At 68.5% G+C, this 3,294-nt stretch carries 4 protein-coding genes and 2 tRNA genes; 3 read left to right on the plus strand and 3 right to left on the minus strand.

Annotated features, from left to right (window positions below; all coding sequences use genetic code 11):
* On the plus strand, positions 1 to 218 hold a 218-nt coding region (locus tag WA805_RS18780), incomplete at its 5' end, for a hypothetical protein (protein WP_425242979.1).
* Between the two features lie 202 nt (positions 219 to 420).
* On the opposite strand, the gene WA805_RS18785 is transcribed toward WA805_RS18780, so the two are convergent.
* Both WA805_RS18785 and WA805_RS18790 read right to left on the minus strand, forming a co-directional pair.
* Positions 421 to 492 (minus strand) — tRNA-Lys (locus tag WA805_RS18785).
* A gap of 72 nt (positions 493 to 564) precedes the next feature.
* Positions 565 to 1,725 carry an acyl-CoA dehydrogenase family protein gene (locus tag WA805_RS18790; RefSeq protein WP_425242980.1) on the minus strand — a complete coding sequence of 387 codons (1,161 nt, stop codon included), beginning with the start codon at positions 1,723 to 1,725 and terminating at the stop codon, positions 565 to 567.
* Between the two features lie 89 nt (positions 1,726 to 1,814).
* On the opposite strand from WA805_RS18790, the gene WA805_RS18795 reads away from it, so the two are divergent.
* Both WA805_RS18795 and WA805_RS18800 read left to right on the plus strand, forming a co-directional pair.
* Entirely contained in the window at positions 1,815 to 2,075 is a 261-nt protein-coding gene (locus WA805_RS18795; protein WP_422287875.1) for a PspC domain-containing protein, read from the plus strand.
* Positions 2,076 to 2,131: 56 nt separating this feature from the next.
* A tRNA-Glu gene (locus tag WA805_RS18800) sits at positions 2,132 to 2,204 on the plus strand.
* Between the two features lie 18 nt (positions 2,205 to 2,222).
* Here the strand turns inward: WA805_RS18800 and WA805_RS18805 are convergent.
* The coding region (locus WA805_RS18805) for an ankyrin repeat domain-containing protein (RefSeq protein WP_425242981.1) at positions 2,223 to 3,294 on the minus strand (1,072 nt) is incomplete at its 5' end.

A 3,294-nucleotide genomic window follows, 5' to 3' on the forward strand; every position in this document is an offset into this window, starting at 1 on the left:
TGGCACGACTCACATATGAGATCACCTTGCGTGGCCAGGCGGGCAGAACGCTGCGCGCACAGTTCGACGAGTGCAAGGTCACAACAGGCCCGGACACGACTACCCTCCGGGCCGAACTGTCCGACCAGGCTGCCCTCTCCGGGCTCGTACAGCGAATCGTCGGCCTTGGGCTGGTAGTGATCGACGTCCACCTGGTGGCACTGGGATCTGTGCCATGACGGATCACGCACACAACGAGTAGGACCACCCGGTGCCCAGGAGCGGAGTCGAGGACACGATCTCTTGTCGGCCTCACCGCGGTCACGCGCCTGGCCAAGCGCCGCAGTCGCTGAGTTCCACCACACCGAACCCGACGAGGACGCACGGCAGCACCCGCTGCGGCTGTACCGCACCCGACGCGGAAACTAACAAAAGCGCAGGTGGGGCGCCAGGGGGTCGAACCCTGAACCAACGGATTAAAAGTCCGCTGCTCTGCCATTGAGCTAGCACCCCGCAGCGTCGCGCACCCCGGCCCCGCGACGAAGCCAGAAAGCGCGACACTCCGAATCGAAGCGTACCGAAACGTCAGCGGTAGGCGGACATTCCGGTGAGGGCCTGGCCGAGGGCGAGTGCGTGGATTTCCTCCGTACCCTCGTAGGTGATGACGGCTTCCAGGTTGTTCGCGTGCCGGATGACCGGGTACTCAAGCGTGACGCCGTTGGCGGCGAGGATCGTCCGCGACGTCCGCGCGATGTCGATGGCGGTCCGCGCGTTGGCCATCTTCCCGGCGCTGACCTGCACGGGGGTCAGGGTCCCAGCGGACTTCAGCCGCCCGAGGTGCAGCGCCAGGAGCTGCGCCTGGTACAGCGACACCGCCATCCAGGCCAGCTTGGACTGGGTGAGCTGGAACTCGGCGATTGCCTTGCCGAACTGCGTTCGCGTCGTCGCGTATGACACCGCCGTCTCCAGGCAGGTGCGCGCCGCGCCGGTCACCCCCCAGACGATGCCGAACCTGGCCTCGGTCAGGCACGACAGCGGCCCGCGCAGTCCGGTCACCTCGGGCAGGACCGCGGACGACGGCAGCCGCACCGAGTCGAGTACCAGCTCAGACGTGATGGACGCGCGCAGCGACATTTTCTTGTGAATGTCCCGCGCGGAGAACCCGCGGGTACCGCGTGGCACGAGGAACCCCCGGATGCCGTCATCCGTCGAGGCCCACACGACGGCGATGTCCGCGACCGACCCGTTGGTGATCCACATCTTCGTCCCGCTGAGCACCCAGTCGGAACCGTCGCGCACCGCGTGGGTGCGCATCGACGACGGATCGGAACCGTAATCGGGCTCGGTAAGCCCGAAGCATCCGATCGCGTCACCGGCGGCCATCCGCGGCAGCCATTCCTCTTTCTGCTCCTCGCTGCCGTACTTCCAGATCGGGAACATGGCCAGCGATCCCTGCACGGAAGCCGCGCTGCGCACCCCGGAGTCGGCCGCCTCGAGCTCACGGCACGCGACGCCGTAGGCGATCGGGCCGGTGCCCGCGCAGCCGTATCCCGTCAGGTGCATGCCGAACAAGCCCAGCTTGCCCAGCTCGGTCAGCACCGGCCTGGGCAGGGTGCCGGCCTCGAACCAGTCGGCGATCTCCGGGAGGACATGGTCGGTGACGAAGGCACGGACGGTGTCTCGGATGAGCCGCTCCTCGTCGCCAAGCTGGTCGTCGATCTGGAGCAGGTCTGTCTCCGTGGCCATGGCGTCTCCAATCAGTTCACTGACATTCAGGGTATTCACCGGGTTATTCCTGATGACAAGGCCCCGGCCAACTAGGCATGATCACAGATATGAGTGAAGACAACGGCAGCAGCGGGGGCAAGCGGCTGCTTCGAATCCGGCAGGGCCGGATCGTAGCGGGCGTCTGCGCCGGGCTCGGTGCTTACTTTGGGGTCGACGTTAACCTCGTCAGGCTAGCTTTCGGGGTGTTCACGGTCTTCTACGGGCTCGGCATACTGCTCTACCTGATCGCGTGGCTGATCCTTCCCGAGCAAGGCGAGGACGGCTCGATCGTCGAGTCTTTCGTCAGCAAGCGCAGCAGCAGGCTGTAAGGCCGCCTCCGGCGGTGGGACCAGCTGCTCCCCGCAAGCGGTATGGTCTTCTTGGAGCCCCCATCGTCTAGTGGCCTAGGACATCGCCCTTTCAAGGCGACGGCACGGGTTCGAATCCCGTTGGGGGCACCCCCGCGAGCCGGGCGATCAGCCCCCCACGCCCGCCGCGCGCAAGATGTCCGCCACTTCGGCACTGGCCGGCTTGAGATCGTCGGGGGACAGCTCGAAGCTCTCGGTAGACGCGCCGGCGTCGAGCAGGATCCGGACGGTGGCAGCCCAGTCGGGGTCGGGGCTGGTCTGTGGCCGTAGACCGCTGCCGACCTTGGCCCATTCCAGCGGCGTGCTGTCCCAGGTGATGTCGCGGGCCTCGATGTCGGCGCCGCGAGCCAGCAGCAGCCGTACCGTTTCGGCGCTGCCGGAGTAGGCGGCGGCGTGCAGCGCGGTGCTGCCGTGATCGCCGCGGCGGGCGTCAAGGGGGAAGCCAAGGTCGACCATCAGGCGGACGGCCTCGGTGTCGCCGCGCTCGGCGGCGAGTTCGATCGCGCCGCGTTCGAACTCGGTCAGCCTGTCCACCAGCCCCGGATCCTCCGCGATCAGCTGCCGTGCGCCTGCCTGGTCCCGGCGCAGGCACGCGGACAGGAAACGCTCGGCGGCGGTGGCGTCGTCGCGAGCGCCGTGCCGGCGCAGCACTACGGCCAGATCAGCGCGTCCCTGGCTGATCGCCACCCGGTAGGGGGAACGATCGTCCGGGCCCGCCGCATTCGGGTCGGCGCCGCGGGCGAGCAGCAGGTCCAGCAGCTCCGCGTCACAGCCGAACTGGACCGCCGCGTACGCCGCCGGCCAGGTCGCCCCTGTCCCGTGACCGGTGCCGAGCAGGTCAGCCGGCATCGGCTGGTTCGGGTTGGCGCCGGCGTCGAGGAGCATGCGGACCGCCTCGATGTCGCCACTGCTGATCGGGGCGGACAGCGCGGTCGTCTCGCTTACGTCCGTCGCGCGGCCGAGCAGCAGCCGCAGGCTCTCCCGGTCGTCGTCGCCGAAGCCGGCCAGGTACAGGTCGTGATCATCGGGGACGGCGCCCCGGTCAAGCAGCAGCCGGACGATATCCGGGTTGGCCGCGCCGGCGACCGCGCAGCGCAGCGGCGTCCAGTCCGCGCGTGGGCCTCGCGTCCTGCCGACCGGATCGGCACCGGCGTCAAGCAGCAGCCGGGCCACTTCTACC

Source organism: Trebonia sp. (assembly GCF_049794275.1).
Classification (GTDB): domain Bacteria; phylum Actinomycetota; class Actinomycetes; order Streptosporangiales; family Streptosporangiaceae; genus Trebonia.

Coding starts and splice junctions, on each gene's coding strand:
- WA805_RS18790 (WP_425242980.1), bottom strand. CDS start 1,725: ATGGCCACGGAGACAGACCTGCTCCAGATCGACGACCAGCTTGGCGAC.
- WA805_RS18795 (WP_422287875.1), top strand. CDS start 1,815: ATGAGTGAAGACAACGGCAGCAGCGGGGGCAAGCGGCTGCTTCGAATC.